This window comes from Lentzea sp. NPDC054927, assembly GCF_053610285.1.
This window is the reverse complement of sequence record NZ_JBSGXZ010000004.1, coordinates 126692-145399: the sequence shown is the minus strand read 5'-3', so window position 1 is coordinate 145399 and position 18708 is coordinate 126692. Positions and strand designations below refer to the sequence as shown.

The following is an 18708-nucleotide window of genomic DNA, read 5'->3' as shown; positions in this document are numbered from 1 at the left end:
AACTTCGCCATCGGTTTCGGGCTTTTTATCTGCGGCCTGTTTTTGACTTTGGGGTGGCGCTGCCCCCCACGCTCAGAGCACCCAATCCCACGTTTCGTACCGGCGGGCCCGCACGACACCCGCCCGGCCCGACCTTTGTTCGCTCCAGGTTCACCTGGTTCATCCGAGCGTCACCGAAGCACACGGCTGTAAGTCATCCCCATTGGGGACAAGTCCTGTGGACAACTTTGCACCAAAATGCACAAGCGACGGTTTTCCCTCATGCGGACCCGTTCAGTTGTCCACATTTCATGCGGGACACTCGACGGTGTGACTCGCACCTGGTCCACCCCCGCCCCGATGGTCGCCGTCGCGTGGGTGCTCGCCCTCATGCTCGCCGTCGCGACGTTCCTCGCTGACGACAACGCGGGCCGTCTGCTCGTCGGACTGGCAACACTGCTGGTCAGCTACCTCGCGACGTTCGCGACGCTCGCCAGGCCGAGGCTCACCGCCGACGTGAACGGGCTCTCCGTGCGCGGGTTCGCGAGCACCACGCACCTCCCGTGGCACGAGGTGAAGATCAAGCTGCAGTCCACCCGGCGCCTCGGCAGGGAACAGCAGACATTGGAACTCGACGCCGAAGACCGTCTCGTGGTGCTCACGAAACTGGACCTCGGCGCCGATCCGGAAGAAGTCGCCGGCGTCCTGCACGCCTTGCGCCCGTAAAGCACAAATCAGCGGCAGGTCCGGGCGATCTCCATGATGACCTCCGCGTCGGTGTCGAGCTGAGCCGCGCGCAGGGCGAACATGACGCCGAGCAGCACGACCGCGGCCACCACGGCACCGATTTGGTAGACGTTGCGGTTCTGCGCGGGCGCCCTGACCATCGCGAGCGTCAGCAGGCCGCCGATCACGAACCCGCCGAGGTGCCCGAGCAGCGAGGCGTTGGTGAAGAGGTTCGACACCAGGTTGATCCCGACGATCACGACGATCGTCGAGATGTCCCGCTTCTGCCGCTTGAACACGATCAGCAGCGCGCCCATCAGGCCGAACACCGCACCGGACGCGCCGGCGAGCTGCTGGCAGACGGTGCCGAAGAAGAACGCCGCCGCACTGCCGCCGAGCAGCGACAGGAAGTACACGGCGCTGTACCGCAGCTTGCCCAGCTCCTGCTCGACAATCGTGCCCACCACGTAGAGGGCAGCCATGTTGAGGGCGAGGTGGATCAGCCCGAAGTGCATGAAGCCCGACGTGACGATGCGCCACCACTCACCGTTGGCGGTGAGATCGGGAATCATCGACGTCGCCGTGAACAGGCCCGACCGGGAGTTGTTCATCGGGCTGCCGGACTGCACGACCGTGACCACGTACGCGAGCACGTTGAGCGCGATCATCACCTGCGTGATGATCGGCCGGCTGTTCGAGACCTCCGCACCCGCGAGCGTGCGGGGACGGCGGACCGAACGCTGGCCCTCGTTGACGCAGTCGACGCACTGCATGCCGACGGACGCGTCACGCAGACACTCCGGACACATCGGACGGTCGCACCTGGTGCAGGTCAGCCGGGTGGGCCGATCGGAATGACGTGCGCACACCGGGGTTTCCGGCTGCGCTCCGATCGGCCCGTCCGGTGGCACGAGTGCGTCGCTCACGCGCGTTCGATCGTGATCCGCTCGATCTTGATGTCGTTGACCGGACGGTCGCCCGCGCCGGTCGTGGTGTTGCCGATCGCGTCGACGACGTCGCGCGACTCCTGGTCCGCCACCTCACCGAAGATCGTGTGCTTGAAGTTCAGCCACGTCGTCGGCGCCACGGTGACGAAGAACTGGGAGCCGTTGGTGTTGGGCCCGGCGTTCGCCATCGCGAGCAGGTAGGGCCGGTTGAACTGCAGTTCGGGGTTGAACTCGTCGGCGAAGCGGTAGCCGGGGCCACCGCGGCCGGTGCCGGTCGGGTCACCGGTCTGGAGCATGAAGCCCGCGATGACGCGGTGGAACAGGGTGCCGTCGTAGAACGGTCCCGACTTCGTTCCACCGGCGTTCACCTCGGTGTAGGTCTTCGTGCCCTCGGCGAGCCCGACGAAGTTCGCCACCGTCTTGGGGGCGTGGTCGGGGAACAGAGTGATGCGGATGTCGCCCTGCGTGGTGTGCAGGGTCGCCGTCACCTTGGTCCCGACGAAGGATTCATTGCTGTCAGCCACCACCCCATCGTGCCATCCACAGGCGGCGATGTTCAGAAAGGGGCACGATGGGTACCCCTGAGGCATAACCGGACGACAACGTTGTGGAGCACAGGATGGACGAGGTGGACGTCATGACCCGCGCCGGCGAGTCCGTTGGCAAGGCTGTCGGCACCGGTCTGAAGGCCGCGCGTCAGGGAGTCGTTCGCGCAGGTCACGCCGCCGAGGTGAAGCTGGCGGAGCGTGGCATCACGACCGACCAGGTGCGCGGCGTGCTGGTGGATCGAGCCGACACTCTCATGGGCAAGGCCGAGGACTGGGAGAAGCAGACCCGCCGCTCGCGCAAGCGCCTCGCCAAGAAGAGCGCGAAGACGCGCGCGGACCTCATGAGCAAGGCCGAGGTAGTTCGCAAGGAAGTCAAGAAGGCGGCCAAGCACGCGCGCAAGGACGCCAAGGTGCGCGCCAAGGAGATCCGCAAGGCCGCGGCCCAGCTCGGCGCCGACGCACCGAAGCGGCGCAGGTGGCCGTGGGTGCTCGGCATCCTGATCGCGGCTGCGGCAGCCGGCTACGTCGCGCTGACGCGCAGGCCGGAGGAGGTCCACCTGCAGGACGAGGAGCAGGCCCCGATGCCGGAGCCGGTCCTCAACGGCCAGGTGCCGACCCAGAAGGAACCGATCAAGTAGTTCCTGAGACGCAGAACGGGTGACCTTCCAGCAGGAAGGCCACCCGTTTCGCATGCCCGGATTTCAGATCTTGAGGCCCTTGACCGCTTCCTCGGCGATGCGGCGCGCCTTGATCGACTGCTTCTGGTTCGTCGTCACGACCACGGCGGCATCGCCCTTTGAGACGGCGTAGACGACACCGGTGTCGTTGCTGACGTACCCTCCGGCCCACCCCGTGGGCGAGCTCGCGGGCTGTGAACCGTCCGGCGCCGCCGCGTTCACGATCGACTTGGCCACCCGCTCGTCACCGACGTACACCCGCACGGTCAGCTGGATCTCGGTCGCCGTGGCGTAGAAGAAGCACGCCGGGTGCGGTTCGTCCGTTGACAGTTTCACCTTCGGAACGCGCTGACCGTTCGCCTCGGCCACGAAACTGGTCGCGAGGTACGGGCAGGGACCGTCGTTCACGGGCTGGGGTGCGGGCGGCACTGTCGGAGCGGCGCTGGTCGTGGTGGTGACCCGCTGGGGCTGGGTCGTGGGAACCGGCACGTCCTGGGCGACGGGGGTGCCGCACGCGGCGAGTACGCCCAGCAGGGGCAGCAACAGTGCTCGTTTCATAGGGGCAACAGTCAACCAGATACCAAAAGCGCGTTGACCGGCACACTCTAATTGGTCCATACCTTTTGTGTCCTGCCCCTGCCCCGCACCCACGGAAGGACCTTGTTCATGGAGTTCCTGGAGCAACGACGAGAGCACGCCCTGGCGCTCTTCCGCATCGTCATCGGACTGTTCTTCTTGATCCACGGGGTGCAAAGGGTCATCAAGGGAGCCAACCTGGTGTCCTGGCCGGGTGGCCCCATGACCGTCATCGAGCTGGTCGGCGGCGGCCTCATCCTGATCGGCCTGTGGACGCGCTGGGCCGCGTTCATCGCGTCCGGTGCGATGGCCTACGCCTATTTCGTGGTGCACCAGCCGAAGGCCCTGCTGCCGATCGCGAACGGCGGCGAGCTCGCCGCGGTCTACTCGTGGGCGTTCCTGATGCTGGTGTTCACAGGGGCCGGCGCGTGGAGCGTCGACCAACTCCTCAACAAGTCGTCCAAGAAGTCACTCACCAACGCTTAAACGCACTGAAGCCCTGTTCGCAGCGGCGCGAACAGGGCTTCAGTGAATGCGATGTGGAGACGAGGGGAATCGAACCCCTAACCCCCGCCTTGCAAAGGCGGTGCTCTGCCAATTGAGCTACGTCCCCATGGATCCGGGGGCGGCAGGCCGCCCGCGGGATCAGTCCGTGGGAGCGGTGGCCTCGCGCCACAGGTCCGCGTCGGCCTTGGCCGAACGGCTGCGCTTGACGAAGAACAGGACCGCACCGGCGACCACGACGAGTGCGATGATCTTCTTAGCCACTGGAAACCCTCCAAGACTGTTATGCCCCGACCTACCGCACCAGCCTACAGGCTTCGCGAGACTTGGGCCGGGGCTCCGGGATGCAATCCCAGACATAACGATGATGATGATTCGAAAGAAATCGAGTGGGCCTAGGAGGACTTGAACCTCCGACCTCTTCATTATCAGTGAAGCGCTCTAACCGCCTGAGCTATAGGCCCTCGATCATCACCCCTTGGGGCAACGAGGAAGACCTTACAGGATCGTCCTTCGCTGCCCCAAATCCGGGGGTCACTCACGCTCGGAGAGCGTCAACTCCAAGCCACCGGCCAAGTCCGCGGACACGTTGTAGACGAACGCGCCAACGGTTGCGAGGGCCGTGAACAGCACGATGTTGACCGCACCGATGATCGCCGAGACGCCGAACACGCGGCCGGCACTGATCAACGGTTCGCCCGGCTCGTTGGCCTGGAGCAGGTCGTTCGCGGTGCTGTTGATCTTGTCCCAGACACCCATGCCGTGCAGCACGCCGTAGAGCACGCCGACCGCCACGAGCCACACGAAGAACAACGCGACTCCCAGCACCAGGGCGAGCTTGAGCACCGACCACGGGTCGACGCGCTTCACCTGGAGCGAGGCGCGCCGCGGACCGCGACCGGGGCGGCGGGCCGACGGAGTGGCCGCGGCGGGGCGGGCACTGCTGTTGCCCATGTTCACCGACGTGCGGCTGCTGCCCAGGCCGACCGGCACGGCCGAGCCCGTGACCACGGGCTTCTGCACCTTGACGGTGTCCGGGTCGGTCGACGGGAACGCCGGCTCAGGGGTCGAGCCGGCGGACGGAACGGGCGGAGCGCCCGGAACCACGTACGCCTCGGTCGCGTCCTGGTGGGACGCTTCCGTGTCGTTCGTCACGCGCTGCCAGGGCGGCGGTGCGGAGACGATGACCGGCTCGTCGGCGGCCGGAGCCGGCGCCGGGGTGGCCGGAGCAGGTGTTGCGGCCGGAGCCGGAGTCGCCGACGCGGCGGCAGGAGCCGGCGTGTCGATCGAGACCGTCTTCTGCTCAGCCGGAGTGGCCGGAGCTGCCGGCGCAGCAGCGGCAGGAGCCGGAGTGTCCGGCTTGGCCGATGCGGGCTTGGCCGGTGCGGCGGCAGTCTCGGGAGCAGCTGCGGGCTTGGCGGCCTCGGCCGCCTTCTCCGCCGACACAGGCTTGGTCTTGTCCTGTGCGTTTCCACCCGAGGAACCGGAGGCCGACGGCGCGGCCGAGTCCGCCTTCTTCTCCGCAGCGTTCTGGGGAGTCGGCTTGGTGATCACCGCGGTCTTGTCCGCGTCCCGGCCTTCGCGGTTCTCGGGTGGAGTCACGAGCTGTCCTTAGCCTCTCGCTAGCAATTCCGGCTACTCAGCCGAGTCGGTGGGGCTGACTGCCTGGTCGTCGGCAGAGTCCTCCGCGACAGACGCCTCACCGTTAGTGACGTCGCTGGGCTCGTCCGCGTTGCGTGCGACGGCGATCAAAGTGGTGCTCTCGCCGAGGTTCATCAGCCGCACGCCCTTCGTCTGCCGTCCAGCCTTGCGCACCTGCTCGGCACGGGTCCTGATGACCCCGCCGCTCGAGGTGATGGCGTAGAGCTCGTCGTCTACGTCGACGATGAGCGCGCCCACCAGCCTGCCACGTCGGCGGTCGTGCTGAATCGTCAGCACACCCTTGCCACCGCGACCCTGGACCGGGTAGTCCTCGATCGGCGTTCGCTTCGAGTACCCACCGTCCGTCGCGACCAAAACGAACAGGCCTTCCTGCACGACGCCGACCGACAACAGCTCGTCCTCGGCGTTGAAGCGCATGCCCTGCACACCTGACGTCGCACGACCCATGGGGCGCAGGACGTCGTCGGTCGCGTGGAAGCGGATCGACTGGCCGTCCGCGGACACCATGAGCAGGTCGTCGTCGGCCGAGCAGAGCACCGCGCCGACCAGTTCGTCGTCCTCGCGCAGGTTGATGCCGATAAGACCACCCGATCGGTTGGAATCGAAGTCGGTGAGCTTCGACTTCTTCACCAGACCCTTGCGGGTGGCGAGCACGAGGTATGGCGACACCTCGTAGTTCTTGATCTGGATGACCTGCGCGATCTCCTCCTCCGGCTGGAACGCGAGGAGGTTCGCCACGTGCTGGCCGCGGGCGTTGCGGTTCGCCTCAGGCAGTTCGTACGCCTTCGTGCGGTACACGCGGCCCTTGTTCGTGAAGAACAGGATCCAGTCGTGCGTCGAGCACACGAAGAAGTGCGCGACGATGTCGTCCTGCTTGAGCTGCGCGCCCTGGACGCCCTTGCCGCCGCGCTTCTGCGCCCGGTAGAGGTCGGTCTTGGTGCGCTTCGCGTAGCCGGTGCGGGTGATCGTGACCACCACGTCCTCGACCGCGATCAGGTCCTCCATGGACACGTCGCCGTCGAACGGGATGATCTCCGTGCGGCGGTCGTCGCCGTACTTGTCCACGATGGCCATGAGCTCGTCGCGCACGATGGCGCGCTGCCGCTCCGGCTTCGCGAGGATGTCCTTGAGGTCCGCGATCTCGACCTCGATCTCGGCCAGCTGGTCGATGATCTTCTGGCGCTCCAGGGCGGCCAGGCGGCGGAGCTGCATCTCCAGGATCGCGTTCGCCTGGATCTCGTCGACGTCGAGCAGCTCCATCAGGCCCGTGCGCGCGATGTCCGGCGTCTGCGACCGGCGGATCAACGCGATGACCTCGTCGAGGTGGTCGAGCGCCTTGACCAGACCGCGCAACACGTGCGCGCGCTCCTCGGCCTTGCGCAGGCGGAACCTGGTCCGCCTGACGATGACCTCGATCTGGTGCTTCACGTAGTGACGGATCATCTGGTCGAGCCGCAGGGTGCGCGGCACGCCGTCGACCAGCGCCAGCATGTTCACGCCGAACGAGTACTGCAGCTGGGTGTGCTTGTAGAGGTTGTTCAGCACGACCTTCGCCACCGCGTCGCGCTTGAGCGTGATCACGATGCGCATACCGCTGCGGCTGTTCGACTCGTCCGCGATGTTCGAGATGCCCGTGAGCTTCGCGTCGCGCACGAGCGCGGCGATGTTCTCGACGAGGTTGTCCGGGTTGACCTGGTACGGCAGCTCGGTGACGACCAGGATCGTGCGACCCTTCGCGTCCTCGTCGACCTCGATGACCGCGCGCATCTTCACCGAGCCGCGGCCGGTGCGGTACGCGTCCTGGATGCCCGAGTTGCCGAGGATCTGGCCGTACGTCGGGAAGTCCGGGCCCTTGATCCGCTCGATCACGGCCTCGAGGGTCTCCTCGTCGGAGGCCTCCCAGTTGTCCAGCGCCCACACCACGCCCGACGCGACCTCGCGGAGGTTGTGCGGCGGGATGTTCGTCGCCATGCCGACCGCGATACCCGAACTGCCGTTGATCAGCAGGTTCGGAATGCGGGACGGCAGGACCGTCGGCTCCTGGATGCGGCCGTCGTAGTTGTCGCGGAAGTCGACGGTTTCTTCCTCGATGTCCGCGAGCATGTGCATGGCCAGCGGGGTGAGGCGGCATTCGGTGTAGCGCATGGCGGCAGCGGGGTCGTTGCCAGGAGAGCCGAAGTTGCCCTGACCGTCGATCAGCGGGTACCGCATCGCCCACGGCTGAGCGAGCCGCACGAGCGCGTCGTAGATCGACGAGTCGCCGTGCGGGTGGTAGTTGCCCATCACGTCGCCGACGACGCGGGCGCACTTGTTGTAGCCGCGGTCCGGCCGGAACCCCGAGTCGAACATCGAGTAGAGCACGCGGATGTGGACGGGCTTGAGCCCGTCGCGCACGTCCGGCAGCGCTCGGCCGACGATGACGCTCATCGCGTAGGCGATGTAGGAGTTCTGCATCTCCTGCTGGATGTCGACCGGCTCGGTGCGGTCGTGCTCCGGCGGAAGGGTCGTCTCAGTCACGGTTCTTCTTTCCTCTTCGCCAGCCGTGGATGTCTAGAACGAGCCGGGATCAGACATCCAGGAACTTCACGTCCTTGGCGTTGCGCGTGATGAACGAGCGGCGTGCCTCAACGTCCTCACCCATGAGCACGCTGAAGAGCTCGTCGGCGGTGGCGGCGTCGTCCATGGTGACCTGGAGGAGCACCCGGTTCGCGGGGTCCATCGTGGTCTCCCACAGCTCGGCGGCGTTCATCTCGCCGAGACCCTTGTACCGCTGGATGTTGTCGTCCTTGCCGAGCTTCTTGCCCGCGGCCAGGCCTTCCTTGATCAGTCCGTCGCGCTCGCGGTCCGAGTACGCGTACTCGGGCTCGATGCGCTGCCACTTGATCTTGTAGAGCGGCGGCTGGGCGAGATAGACGTGGCCGTGCTCGAGCAGCGGCTGCATGAAGCGGAACAGCAGCGTGAGGAGCAGCGTGCGGATGTGCTGGCCGTCGACGTCGGCGTCCGCCATCAGGATGATCTTGTGATAGCGCAGCTTCGACAGGTCGAACTCGTCGTGGATGCTCGTGCCCAGAGCGGTGATCATGCTCTGGACCTCGTTGTTCTTCAGCACGCGGTCGATGCGCGCCTTCTCCACGTTGATGATCTTGCCGCGGATCGGCAGGATGGCCTGGTACATGGAGTCCCGGCCCTCTTTAGCCGAGCCGCCGGCGGAGTCACCCTCTACGACGTAGAGCTCGCACTCCTCCGGGTTGGTGGAGCGGCAGTCCTTCAGCTTGCCCGGCAGGCCGCCGATGTCCAGCGCGCCCTTGCGGCGGACCAGCTCACGGGCCTTGCGCGCGGCCATGCGGGCCTGCGCCGACGAGACCGCCTTGCTGACGATCGTCTTGGCCTCGTTGGGGTGGCGCTCGAACCAGTCGGCCAGGTGCTCGTTCGTCGACTTCTGCACGAACGACTTGGCCTCGCTGTTGCCCAGCTTGGTCTTCGTCTGGCCCTCGAACTGGGGCTCCTTCAACTTCACCGAGATGATCGCGGCGAGACCCTCGCGGATGTCGTCACCGGTGAGGTTGGTGTCCTTCTCCTTGAGCAGCTTCTTCTCGCGCGCGTACTCGTTGACGACACGCGTCAACGCGGCGCGGAAGCCCTCTTCGTGCGTGCCGCCCTCGTGCGTGTTGATCGTGTTCGCGAACGTGTAGACCGACGCCGTGTAGCCGGTGTTCCACTGCATCGCGACCTCGACCTCGAGGTCCTCGCCCTTCGCCTCGAACGCGATGACCTTCTGGTGCACCGCTTCGCGGGTGTGGTTGATGTGGCGGACGAAGTCCTCCAGACCACCCGGGTAGTGGTAGACGCGCTCCTTCACCGCGGCCTGGTGGCCCTCGGCGTCGGCCACCTCGTCCTCCTCCGAGACCCGCTCGTCGCGCAGGACGATGGTGATCCCCTTGTTGAGGAACGCCATCTCCTGCAGGCGGCGCGCGATCGTCTCGACGTTGTACGTCGTGGTCTCGAAGATCTCCGGGTCGGCCCAGAACGTGGTGGTGGTGCCGGTCTCGTCGGTCGCCTCGCCCTGGCGCAGCTCGTGCGCGGGCTTGGAGCTCTCGTAGCGCTGGGTCCAGACGTGACCCTGGCGCCTGATCTCGAGGTCGACGGCGGTGGACAGCGCGTTCACCACGGAGATGCCGACGCCGTGCAGACCACCGGACACCGCGTAGGAGTCGCTGTCGAACTTGCCGCCCGCGTGCAGCTTGGTCATGACGACCTCGACGGTCGGCACTCCCTCGACCGGGTGCATGTCGATCGGGATGCCACGACCGTCGTCGATCACCCGGACGCCACCGTTGGCCAGCAGGGTGACGTCGACCTTCGTCGCGAAGCCGGCCATCGCCTCGTCGACCGAGTTGTCCACAACCTCCTGGACCAGGTGGTGCAGACCGCGCTCGCCGGTCGAGCCGATGTACATGCCCGGCCTCTTGCGCACTGCCTCCAAGCCTTCGAGGACAGTGATCGAGGACGCGCCGTACTCATTCTTCTTTGCTGACACGGGCCTGGAGTCTCCTCGCTGATGCGGGCCGTGCCCGCACGTGGATTGGTGACGCTCCCCGTGATTCTACCGGGCCACCCCGACAGAACGGGGGCAAGGACACCTTTGATTCGGTCACAGAGGCCCTCAAGTGACCGAAGGTGGGTGCGGACCGCTGAAACGGGGGTTCAAATCCGCTGGTGAACGCTCATTGAGCCACAGAACGGCCGCTGAGCCCTTGACAGGACCTCACCCGTAGGTGTCACGCGGACCGCGCCCAGGCGCGTGCCTGGGGCCGTGTCGCCAGCTCGGAGCGTCCGGTCCCTTGATCTTGAGCCTTTTGACGACGCCGTTGCCGACGCCTGCGGCGATCCGCTTGAGCAGATCGCGCTGCAGAAGGCGCAGCTGAGTGGCCCACGCCGTCGACGACGCCTGGACCGTCAGTTCCCCGTCACTGAGAGCGATCGGTGTCGCGTGCTCGGCAACGTCCTCACCTACTAATTTTGCCCAACGACCGAAGACCTGGCCACCCTGGAGTTGCTCGACCCAGCCGCGGTCCGCGGCGATCCGGGAGGCGATCCTGCCGAGCGGCTGCGGGTCGCGGTCGTCCGGTCCCGGACCCGACCAACGCCGGCGCCGGCGGTTGACCGGGCGGCCCTTCGACTTGCTCCCGGGGACCCTGCCGCGGGCCTTCGCACTGGCCTTCGCGGCCTCCAGAGCGGCCCGCGCGAGGTCAGAACCCTTCAGTGGCTCACCCTCAGGTGTGAATGAACCTGTGGACAAGTCCGGATTTGTGACGGAGTTATCCACACCATCCACAGACTTGTCCCCAGATGTGTGGGCGGGCACACCCGATCGAGCTACATGTTGGGGGTCTGAACCCGGTGAGTCAGACATGTCGTACCTCCCCGCCCTGAACCTCGAACCGAGCACCGCTGAGCTCGTCCGGAACGTCCTCCGCCACCGCCGCGGTGATCAGCACCTGCTCCGCGGCGGCCGCGACCTTGGCCAGCTGCTGACGCCGGCCGCGGTCGAGTTCGGCAAAGACATCGTCCAGCACGAGCACCGGTTCGATGCCGTCGACACGCATCAGTTCGTACCCGCCGAGTCTCAGCGCGAGCGCGAAAGACCATGACTCTCCGTGACTGGCGTAGCCCTTCGCCGGGAGTTCCCCGAGGGTGAGCTCGAGGTCGTCGCGGTGCGGGCCGACGAGGCACACGCCGCGTTCGATCTCCTGCCGCCGGACCCGGTCGAGCTCGGCCAGCAGCAGATCCTCGATGCTCTCCCTGTCCTCCGGAAGTTCGCCGACGCTCGACCTGTACGAGATCAGCGCCGGACGTGACTCCGGTGCGACCTCCGCGTAGGCCGAGGTCACGTGGTCCGCCATGTCGCGGACCAGCTTCATCCGCGCGGCCAGCAGCTCCGCGCCGTGCTGGGCGAGGTGCCCGTCCCAGACGTCGAGCGTCGACAGGTCCGCCGATCGAGAATGCTTCACCGTCTTCAACAACGCGCTGCGCTGCTTGAGGACACGGTCGTAGTCGCTGCGAACCCCGGCGAACCGCGGCGCGCGCAACATCAGCATCTCGTCGAGGAACCGCCGCCGGTCGCTCGGATCGCCTCGCACAAGAGAGAGGTCCTCCGGTGCGAACAACACAGTGCGCAGGATCCCGAGCACATCGCGCGGACGCGGCACCGGTCCGCGGTTGATCCGCGCCCGGTTCGCCTTGCCCGCCGTGATCTCGAGTTCCACGAGCAGCTCGCGGTCGTCGTTGACCACGGCCGCCCGCACAACGGCGCGTTGCGCACCGTGCCGGATCAACGGCGCGTCGGTGGCGACGCGGTGCGAACCCAGCGTCGCCACGTACCCGATCGCCTCGACCAGGTTCGTCTTGCCCTGGCCGTTGCGCCCGACGAGCACCGAGACGCCGGGCTCGAGCTCCAGGTCGGCGAGCTCCCACGAACGGAAGTCGCTGACCTGGAGGTGTCTGACGTGCACTTCGCTAGCTCTGGGTGCTGCCGGAGCCGGACGACGGTCCGGCCATGTGCACCGCGTGGCCACCGAACTGGTTGCGCAGCGCGGCGACCGCACGCATCGCGGGCGAGTCCTCCTGCCGCGACTGGAACCTCGCGAAGAGCGCGGCGGAGATCACCGGGAGCGGCACCGCGTTGTTGATGCCTTCCTCGACGGTCCACCGGCCCTCGCCGGAGTCCTCGACGTAACCGCGGAGGTCGTCGAGCTCCGGGTCCGACTCGAGCGCGCGCACCAGCAGGTCGAGCAGCCACGACCGCACAACGGTTCCCCGCTGCCAGGCCGTGATCACCGCACCCACGTTGTCGACGACATCGGTCTTGTCGAGCAGTTCGAAGCCCTCTGCGTACGCCTGCATCAGGCCGTACTCGATGCCGTTGTGCACCATCTTCGAGTAGTGGCCGGCGCCGACCTTGCCCGCGTGCGCGAAACCTTCCTCGCGCGGGCCTTCCGGACGCAGGGCGTCGAAGATCGGCTGCGCCTGCTCGACGTGCTTCGCGTCGCCGCCGACCATCAGCGCGTAGCCGTTGTCGAGGCCCCACACACCGCCGGACACACCGCAGTCGAGGTAGCCGATCTCCTTCTCCGCCAGCAGGTCCGCGTGGATCCTGTCGTCGGTGAACTTGGAGTTGCCACCGTCGATCACGAGGTCGCCGGGCTGCAGCAGCTCGGACAACTCGGTCACGGTGTTACGGGTGATCTCGCCGGCGGGCACCATCACCCACACGACGCGCGGCGCTTCGAGCTTGGACACCATGTCCGCCAACGACTCCGAGTCGCTGACCTCCGGGTTGCGGTCGTAGCCGATCACCTCGTGACCGGCACGGCGCACCCGCTCGCGCATGTTGAAACCCATCTTGCCGAGGCCGACGAGTCCGAGCTGCACGGTGTTCTCCCCTAAACGTTTCTGTTACCCGGTAAGGGTTTTAGCCGGGCAGGCGAACGGGCATCAGGAGGTACAGGTAGCCCGGTGCCACGTTCCCATCCTCGTCCACCGGCTTGAGCAACGCCGGTCGGCTGGGTGTGGTGAAGGACAAGTGGACTTTCTGGGTTCGAACGGCCCCGAGTCCGTCGAGCAGGTACCCGGGGTTGAACGCGATCGTGACCGCGTCGCCCGTGTACTCGACCGGGAGCTCTTCCTCGGCAGAACCCTCGTCGTCGCCACCGGCGGACAGGCGCAGACCGCCGTCCACGAACTCGAGGCGCACCTGCGTGCCGCGTTCGGCGACGAGCGACACGCGCTTGATCGCCTGCTGCAGCGCGTCGATGTCGATGATCGCGGCGGCCGAGTGCTCGCTCGGGAGCAGCTGGCGGTACTTCGGGAAGTCGGCGTCGAGCAGGCGGGTGGTCGTGCGCTTGCCGGTGCCGGCGAGGCCGAGCAGACCGTCGTTCGCCGCGAGGGACATCTCGACCTTGCCGCCGGACGAACCGAGCGTCTTGGCCGCGTCGCCGAGCGTCTTGGCCGGGACGAGCACCGCGACCTCGCCGAGCGCCTCGTCCGGCTCCCACGGGAACTCGCGCATCGCGAGCCGGAACCGGTCGGTGGCGACGAGGGTCAGCTTGCCCTCGCCGATCTCGACCCGGACGCCGGTGAGCATCGGGAGCGTGTCGTCCTTGCCGGCCGCGACGGCGACCTGGCCGACCGCCTCGCCGAAGACCTCGCCGGGAAGCTCACCGATGAGCTGCGGCATCGACGGCAGCGCCGGGTAGTCCTCGACCGGCATCGTCGGGAGGCTGAACCTGGCGCTGCCACAGCTGATCATCATCCGGGCGCCGTCGACCGCGATCTCGACCGGGTGGTTCGGCAGCGCCTTGGTGATGTCGGCGAGCAGACGGCCGGAGACGAGCGCACGACCGGCGTCGGCGATCTGGGCCGGGACACCGACCTGGGCCGAGACCTCGTAGTCGAATCCGGAGACCGTCAGCGCCTCGTCCGACTCCGCGTCGAGCAGCACGCCGCCCAGCACGGGAACCGGCGGACGGGACGGAAGGCTGCGAGCGACCCAGGCGACAGCGTCGGCGAGGCCGTCGCGTTCGACGCGGATCTTCATGAGGCGTCCTTTCCTCGACAGTCGACAAGCCCAACCACGACAACGTGCCAGTGGGGGTTAGGGAGCCTCGACCTCGGCTGACCCGAGGTGCGGAGCAACCACGTTAGAGCGTCCTGGCCCTTCCCGTCACTTCGGGGTTCGGGCACCGATCCCCGGGAGCTGTCCACGCTGTTTTGCTTTTGAGTTCTTTCTAGAAGAGATCAAACAGCAGTAACAGTAAGGGTTGTGGATTGTGGGGACAGCCCTTAAACCTGCAGGTCAAGGTGTCACCCACCATGTGGACTAAGGGGGGATGGCACCCGGGGACAGATCGGCGCACCCGGGGACAGCCAGTTGTGCACACCTCTCGATCCACAGATCGTCCACAGTTGTCCCCGGGTGCGTCCCCGGGTGCGGGGCAGTTGTACCCGGGTGTTCAACAGGCTTCCGTGGCCAGATCGTGGCCTGGGTCTCAGACTTTTCCAGTTGTCCCCACCCCTTCGAGTGCGGTGGGCGAACAGAAAGCCCGGTTCCGCGGCCGAGGACCCCTCGACTCCACCCGGGTTCGAGCGCGCGCGTACGGCTCGTGCGCTGGTCTCTCGCCGTTGGATGTCGTTGTATCCCGCGGTGCTTCCCGGGTGCGGCGGGCCGATGCGGCTCCGGCTGCGACCGGATGCGTCCCGTTGCGGGCGAACGAAAAAGGGGCCCTCCGAGTCGGAGGACCCCTTCGTTGCTACCCGGGTCGGATCAGGGCGTGTGGCGGGCGCGCTGCTTGATCCGCGACGTCAGTTCCTGCACCTGGTCGTAGATCCGCCGGCGCTCCGCCATCTCCTTGCGGATCTTCTTGTCCGCGTGCATGACCGTCGTGTGGTCGCGGCCGCCGAACGTCTGACCGATCTTCGGCAGCGACAGGTCCGTCAGCTCGCGGCACAGGTACATGGAGATCTGCCGCGCCTGCGCGAGCGCCTTCGTCTTACCAGGGCCGCACAGGTCGTCGATCGACACTCCGAAGAACTCCGCGGTGACCGCCATGATCGTCGGGGCGGTGATCTCCGGCGCGTGCGAGTCGGGGATCAGGTCGCGCAACACGATCTCGGCGAGCTGGATGTCGACGGGCTGGCGGTTGAGCGACGCGAACGCCGTGACGCGGATGAGCGCGCCTTCGAGTTCGCGGATGTTGCGCTCGATGCGGGAGGCGATGAACTCCAGCACGTCGGCCGGGGCCGCGAGCCGGTCCTGCGCCGCCTTCTTGCGGAGGATCGCGATCCGGGTCTCGAGCTCTGGCGGCTGGATGTCCGTGATCAGACCCCACTCGAACCGCGTGCGCAGGCGGTCTTCCAGCGTCTCCAGCCGCTTGGGCGGCCGGTCGCTCGACACCACGATCTGCTTGTTCGTGTTGTGGAGCGTGTTGAACGTGTGGAAGAACTCCTCCTGCGTACCTTCCTTGCCCTCCAGGAACTGGATGTCGTCGACGAGAAGAACGTCGATGTCCCGGTAGCGGCGCTGGAAGGCGACCTTGCGGTCGTCACGCAGCGAGTTGATGAAGTCGTTGGTGAACTCCTCGGTCGACACGTACCGCACGCGCATGCCGGGGAACAGGCGCTGGGCGTAGTGCCCGACGGCGTGCAGCAGGTGCGTCTTGCCGAGGCCGCTCTCACCCCAGATGAAGAGCGGGTTGTACGCCCGGGCGGGAGCCTCGGCCACCGCGACCGCCGCAGCGTGCGCGAACCGGTTCGAGGCGCCGATGACGAACGTGTCGAAGTTGTACTTCTCGTTCAGCCGGGTCTGCGACGGCGACGGGTTCGCGGGCCGGGTGTACGGCATGTTCCCGTTGGGGGTCGCGCCACCCGCCGTGTTGAACGTCGGCCAGATCTCGGTGACGGCGGCGAGCGCGTCGCCGGCTTCGTCGACCTCGTCCGAGTCCGAGCCGTCGGTGTCGCTGTTCGGGCTGACGTTTGTGATGGTCGCCTCGTCCGCGAGGACGGGCGTGTCGCCGTTGGGAATGCCCGACGGGATGCCGGGGACGACGGCCTGCACCGGGATCGGCGTGGTCGGCGGGCTCACCGGTTCCGGCGAGTCGACCTTCACCGCCAGGGAGACCGTGCGGCCGAGCCTGCGGGAGAGAGCCGCGGTGATCGGGTCGCGCAGTGCGCGTTCGATCGCCTCTTTCGCGAAGTCGCTCGGCGCCGCGAGCAGGGCCGTTCCGTCCAGCAATCCGATCGGACGGGTGACCCTCATCCACGCGCGCTGCTGAGGGGACAGGTGGCTGGTTGCTAGCTCCTGCACCACCTCGGCCCATACGAGACCAAGGTCGACCTGCTGGTTCGACACCTCCGCGCTCCCCTCCCCTCCGCCGGAGTCGCGAGACTCCACATGTGGACACGGAGAATAGAGGCATCCACAGAGTTATCCACAACTGTGCACTAAACGGTGCGTTGTGTTGCCGGATCGGTGGCGGCTCCCACGCCAGCTCCGGCATGCGCGAGGCAAGCACGGTAACAAGGCCCGCCACGCCTCACAAGACGTGGCATCTGCCACCCCGATTTGGTCGTGGCACCCGGGCGTGCGTACCCTCATATGAGTCTCCCGCTTGCGACGGGCGCCTTTGTCGCGCCTACGTCCACTGCTCGTTGGGGACACCAACCAGGCTTGTACGCAGTGAAGCACCGGGAGAACCAGCCGTGAGCAAGGGTAAGCGCACCTTCCAGCCCAACAACCGCCGCCGCGCGAAGACGCACGGCTTCCGGCTGCGCATGCGGACCCGCGCCGGCCGCGCCATTCTGGCCGCGCGCCGCAGCAAGGGCCGTGCCACGCTGTCCGCCTGACAGCGGCTGGTAAGCGCAGCGTCGTCGTGCTCCCACCGGCCGCCCGGCTCACCCGCAGCCAGGACTTCGGCCTGGTGGTCCGTCGAGGCCGCCGCGCCGGACGGCCCCGGTTGGTCGTCCACGCCTTGATGCCAGACGTGCCCACCTTGGATTCGTCCAAGGTGGGCTTCGTCGTGAGCAAAACAGTTGGCAACTCGGTGGTCCGCCACCGGGTCTACCGGCGTCTTCGCCACGTGGTCCGCCCGATCTTGGCCGATCTGCCACCGGGAACTCTCGTCGTCGTACGAGCGTTGGCCCCGGCAGCGGAAGCTTCGAGTTCCGAGCTGTCCGCCGACTTCTCGTCCGCCCTGCGCAAGGTGCTGCGATGACCACGTTGCCCGCCAAGGTCGCACTCCTGCCGGTGCACTTCTACCGGCGATTCATCTCGCCGCTGCTGCCGCCGACATGCCGCTTCTACCCGAGCTGCAGTGCGTACGCGGTGGAGGCGTTGACCGTCCACGGTGCGCTGCGCGGAACCTGGCTGACGATCCGCCGGTTGCTGCGCTGCGGACCCTGGCACCCTGGAGGCCTGGACCCCGTTCCGCCGAGGCGGCAGGTCCCCGACGTATCCACCGAGGAGTAGCTCCGTGCTCAACTTCATCTACTACCCGGTGTCCTTCATCTTGTGGTGTTGGCACTGGGTCTTCGGCAAGGTCTTCGGTGAGTCGAGCGGCTTCGCCTGGGCGCTGGCCGTGATCTTCCTGGTCTTCACCCTCCGCGCCATCCTCTTCAAGCCGTTCGTCGGCCAGGTGCGCTCCATGCGAAAGATGCAGGAGTTCGCGCCGGAGATGCAGAAGATCAAGAAGAAGTTCCCGAACGACAAGCAGCGCCAAGCACAGGAGATGCAGAAGCTGCAGTCCGAGCACGGCGTCAACCCGCTCGGCGGCTGCCTGCCGATGCTGGTGCAGATCCCGGTGTTCATCGGTCTGTTCCACGTGCTGCGGTCGTTCAAGCCCGGCTGGGGCGAGGTCTACTTCTTCGACAAGCAGGGCGTCGACTCGTTCGTCAACGCCAAGCTCTTCGGCACCAACCTCTCGACGTTCATCACGATGCCCTCGGACCAGCTGGCCCAGTACGGCACCGAGCGCCTGAACGTCATCCTGCTGTCCGTGCCGCTGATGATCGTGGCGTCCATCGCGACCCACTTCACGGCCCGCCACTCGGTAGCCCGCCAGAACCAGGCCGCGCTGGACAACCCGCAGACGGCCATCATGAACAAGCTGACGCTCTGGATCTTCCCCCTGGGCGTCCTCGCCGGCGGCTTCTTCTTCCCCGTCGCGATCCTGCTGTACTGGCTGTCCAACAACGCCTGGACCCTCGGCCAGCAGCACATCGTCTACAAGCGGATCGACTCCGAAGAAGAAGAGAAGAAGTCCGCCGCCGTGGAGACCCGCCAGGCCCTGGCCCCTAAGCCGGGCGTCAAGCCGGTCAACCCGAAGAAGCCAGCACCGGGCGCCAAGCCCGCACCGGGTGCCAAGCCCGCGAACGGCGCCAAGCGGATGCCGACCGCAGGCCCCAGTGGAGCGCCGAAGCCTTCTGCCGACAACGCGAACGGCACGGCACCCAACACCGAGATCCCCGGCCTGACCCCAGGCCGATCCACCAGCAAGAAGCCGGGCAGCAAGAAGCGCCGCTAGTTTCGGGCGTTTG

At 66.9% G+C, this 18708-nt stretch carries 18 protein-coding genes, 2 tRNA genes and 1 pseudogene; 7 read left to right on the top strand and 14 right to left on the bottom strand.

Features of this window, described 5'->3' with window-relative positions:
- The first annotated feature begins 309 nt into the window (after positions 1–309).
- Positions 310–705 (top strand): PH domain-containing protein, encoded by a 396-nt coding sequence (locus ACWGE0_RS08815; RefSeq protein ID WP_452260334.1) that lies wholly within the window; start codon positions 310–312, stop codon positions 703–705.
- A gap of 8 nt (positions 706–713) precedes the next feature.
- On the opposite strand, the gene ACWGE0_RS08810 is transcribed toward ACWGE0_RS08815, so the two are convergent.
- Both ACWGE0_RS08810 and ACWGE0_RS08805 read right to left on the bottom strand, forming a co-directional pair.
- Positions 714–1631, bottom strand: coding sequence for a rhomboid family intramembrane serine protease (locus ACWGE0_RS08810; protein WP_452260333.1), 918 nt, complete (start codon positions 1629–1631; stop codon positions 714–716).
- On the bottom strand, positions 1628–2176 hold the full coding sequence (locus ACWGE0_RS08805; protein WP_452260332.1) for a peptidylprolyl isomerase: 549 nt from the start codon (positions 2174–2176) through the stop codon (positions 1628–1630). The genes ACWGE0_RS08810 and ACWGE0_RS08805 overlap by 4 nt, the downstream gene beginning before the upstream one ends.
- A gap of 95 nt (positions 2177–2271) precedes the next feature.
- Between ACWGE0_RS08805 and ACWGE0_RS08800 the strand changes: the two genes are divergently transcribed.
- A complete protein-coding gene (locus ACWGE0_RS08800; RefSeq protein WP_452260331.1) occupies positions 2272–2838 on the top strand; it encodes a hypothetical protein in 567 nt (188 codons plus the stop codon).
- A 63-nt stretch (positions 2839–2901) separates the two neighbouring features.
- Here the strand turns inward: ACWGE0_RS08800 and ACWGE0_RS08795 are convergent, their stop codons facing one another.
- A complete protein-coding gene (locus tag ACWGE0_RS08795; RefSeq protein WP_452260330.1) occupies positions 2902–3435 on the bottom strand; it encodes a DUF2020 domain-containing protein in 534 nt (177 codons plus the stop codon).
- Positions 3436–3543: 108 nt separating this feature from the next.
- On the opposite strand from ACWGE0_RS08795, the gene ACWGE0_RS08790 reads away from it, so the two are divergent.
- Complete coding sequence (locus tag ACWGE0_RS08790; RefSeq protein WP_452260329.1) at positions 3544–3939, top strand: DoxX family protein; 396 nt, start codon at positions 3544–3546, stop codon at positions 3937–3939.
- Positions 3940–3993: 54 nt separating this feature from the next.
- On the opposite strand, the gene ACWGE0_RS08785 is transcribed toward ACWGE0_RS08790, so the two are convergent.
- The 11 genes and pseudogenes from ACWGE0_RS08785 to dnaA form a co-directional block, all read right to left on the bottom strand.
- A tRNA-Ala gene (locus tag ACWGE0_RS08785) sits at positions 3994–4066 on the bottom strand.
- Positions 4067–4101: 35 nt separating this feature from the next.
- Positions 4102–4221, bottom strand: a pseudogene (locus tag ACWGE0_RS08780) (DLW-39 family protein); the annotation flags it as partial.
- A 126-nt stretch (positions 4222–4347) separates the two neighbouring features.
- Positions 4348–4421: transfer RNA gene (locus ACWGE0_RS08775), tRNA-Ile, on the bottom strand.
- 70 nt (positions 4422–4491) lie between these two features.
- Entirely contained in the window at positions 4492–5142 is a 651-nt protein-coding gene (locus ACWGE0_RS08770; protein WP_452260518.1) for a DUF3566 domain-containing protein, read from the bottom strand.
- A gap of 450 nt (positions 5143–5592) precedes the next feature.
- A complete protein-coding gene (gyrA, locus tag ACWGE0_RS08765; protein ID WP_452260328.1) occupies positions 5593–8136 on the bottom strand; it encodes a DNA gyrase subunit A in 2544 nt (847 codons plus the stop codon).
- Positions 8137–8185: 49 nt separating this feature from the next.
- Complete coding sequence (gyrB, locus tag ACWGE0_RS08760; protein ID WP_452260327.1) at positions 8186–10156, bottom strand: DNA topoisomerase (ATP-hydrolyzing) subunit B; 1971 nt, start codon at positions 10154–10156, stop codon at positions 8186–8188.
- A 228-nt stretch (positions 10157–10384) separates the two neighbouring features.
- Positions 10385–10918 (bottom strand): DciA family protein, encoded by a 534-nt coding sequence (locus tag ACWGE0_RS08755; protein WP_452260326.1) that lies wholly within the window; start codon positions 10916–10918, stop codon positions 10385–10387.
- A 106-nt stretch (positions 10919–11024) separates the two neighbouring features.
- Positions 11025–12131 (bottom strand): DNA replication/repair protein RecF, encoded by a 1107-nt coding sequence (gene recF, locus ACWGE0_RS08750; protein ID WP_452260325.1) that lies wholly within the window; start codon positions 12129–12131, stop codon positions 11025–11027.
- A 4-nt stretch (positions 12132–12135) separates the two neighbouring features.
- Positions 12136–13050 carry a phosphogluconate dehydrogenase (NAD(+)-dependent, decarboxylating) gene (gene gnd, locus ACWGE0_RS08745; protein ID WP_452260324.1) on the bottom strand — a complete coding sequence of 305 codons (915 nt, stop codon included), beginning with the start codon at positions 13048–13050 and terminating at the stop codon, positions 12136–12138.
- A 40-nt stretch (positions 13051–13090) separates the two neighbouring features.
- Positions 13091–14215, bottom strand: coding sequence for a DNA polymerase III subunit beta (gene dnaN, locus ACWGE0_RS08740; protein WP_452260323.1), 1125 nt, complete (start codon positions 14213–14215; stop codon positions 13091–13093).
- A 726-nt stretch (positions 14216–14941) separates the two neighbouring features.
- Positions 14942–16525, bottom strand: coding sequence for a chromosomal replication initiator protein DnaA (gene dnaA / locus ACWGE0_RS08735; RefSeq protein ID WP_452260322.1), 1584 nt, complete (start codon positions 16523–16525; stop codon positions 14942–14944).
- Between the two features lie 350 nt (positions 16526–16875).
- On the opposite strand from dnaA, the gene rpmH reads away from it, so the two are divergent.
- Genes rpmH through yidC form a run of 4 tightly spaced genes read left to right on the top strand, consistent with a single transcriptional unit; the run spans position 16876 to position 18695 of the window.
- The gene (gene rpmH / locus ACWGE0_RS08730) at positions 16876–17019 is read left to right on the top strand and encodes a 50S ribosomal protein L34 (protein ID WP_030465619.1); all 144 of its coding nucleotides are present in this window, start codon (positions 16876–16878) and stop codon (positions 17017–17019) included.
- 26 nt (positions 17020–17045) lie between these two features.
- Positions 17046–17387, top strand: a complete 342-nt coding sequence (gene rnpA, locus ACWGE0_RS08725) for a ribonuclease P protein component (RefSeq protein WP_319967152.1) — start codon at positions 17046–17048, stop codon at positions 17385–17387.
- Positions 17384–17641, top strand: a complete 258-nt coding sequence (gene yidD, locus ACWGE0_RS08720) for a membrane protein insertion efficiency factor YidD (protein WP_030465621.1) — start codon at positions 17384–17386, stop codon at positions 17639–17641. Before rnpA ends, yidD begins: the two co-directional genes overlap by 4 nt.
- Before the next feature lie 4 nt (positions 17642–17645).
- Positions 17646–18695, top strand: a complete 1050-nt coding sequence (yidC, locus tag ACWGE0_RS08715; protein WP_452260321.1) for a membrane protein insertase YidC — start codon at positions 17646–17648, stop codon at positions 18693–18695.
- Positions 18696–18708: the final 13 nt, after the last annotated feature.